A 629-nucleotide genomic window follows, 5' to 3' on the forward strand; every position below is an offset into this window, starting at 1 on the left:
GAGTGGCGCTATGTGCCATTGCATGGTGCCGGGTGCCTCCCGGTGAATTCAGTACCAGCACCTGAATCCGCGATTATCCCATATACCTACTCGCTGATTGCCCCTCCGCACAGGGGGATTCACCATGCCAGTTTCTTTTAACAAACTCCCCGCAAACCAGACAACAGTCAACCGCCTGAATTGTGAAGTATTTAAAAATTTCTCCCGCTAACTGATACCCGGCTAACAGTCTGGCGTTTTCTTTTTCAGCAACGGGAAAGCAACAACTACCACACCCGCCACCAGCACACCGTCAGCCAGCACGGTAATGACTCCAACTTACTGATAGTGTTTTATGTTCAGATAATGCCCGATGACCTTGTCATGCAGCTCCACCGATTTTGAGAACGACAGTGACTTCCGTCCCAGCCTTGCCAGATGTTGTCTCAGATTCAGATTATGTCGCTCAATGCGCTGAGTGTAACGCTTGCTGATAACGTGCAGCTTTCCCTTCAGGCGTGATTCATACAGCGGCCAGCCATCCGTCATCCATACCACGACCTCAAAGGCCGACAGCAGGCTCAGAAGACGCTCCAGTGTGGCCAGAGTGCGTTCACCGAAGACGTGCGCCACAACCGTCCTCCGTATCC

The 629-nt window shown here is 52.3% G+C and carries 1 protein-coding gene and 2 pseudogenes; 1 reads left to right on the plus strand and 2 read right to left on the minus strand.

Annotated elements, in window-relative coordinates; all coding sequences use genetic code 11:
- Positions 1–12: 12 nt before the first annotated feature.
- Positions 13–138 (plus strand): annotated as a pseudogene (locus tag BHE85_RS27670) (hypothetical protein); the annotation flags it as partial.
- A gap of 84 nt (positions 139–222) precedes the next feature.
- Here BHE85_RS27670 and BHE85_RS28485 read toward each other — a convergent pair.
- Positions 223–303: a DUF3927 family protein gene (locus tag BHE85_RS28485; RefSeq protein WP_000878858.1), complete on the minus strand. Its 81-nt coding sequence runs from the start codon at positions 301–303 to the stop codon at positions 223–225.
- Positions 304–318: 15 nt separating this feature from the next.
- Positions 319–629, minus strand: a pseudogene (locus BHE85_RS17865) (IS1-like element IS1X2 family transposase); the annotation flags it as partial.

It is taken from the genome of Shigella sp. FC1567, from assembly GCF_001743015.1.
Taxonomy (GTDB): Bacteria; Pseudomonadota; Gammaproteobacteria; order Enterobacterales; family Enterobacteriaceae; genus Escherichia; species Escherichia coli.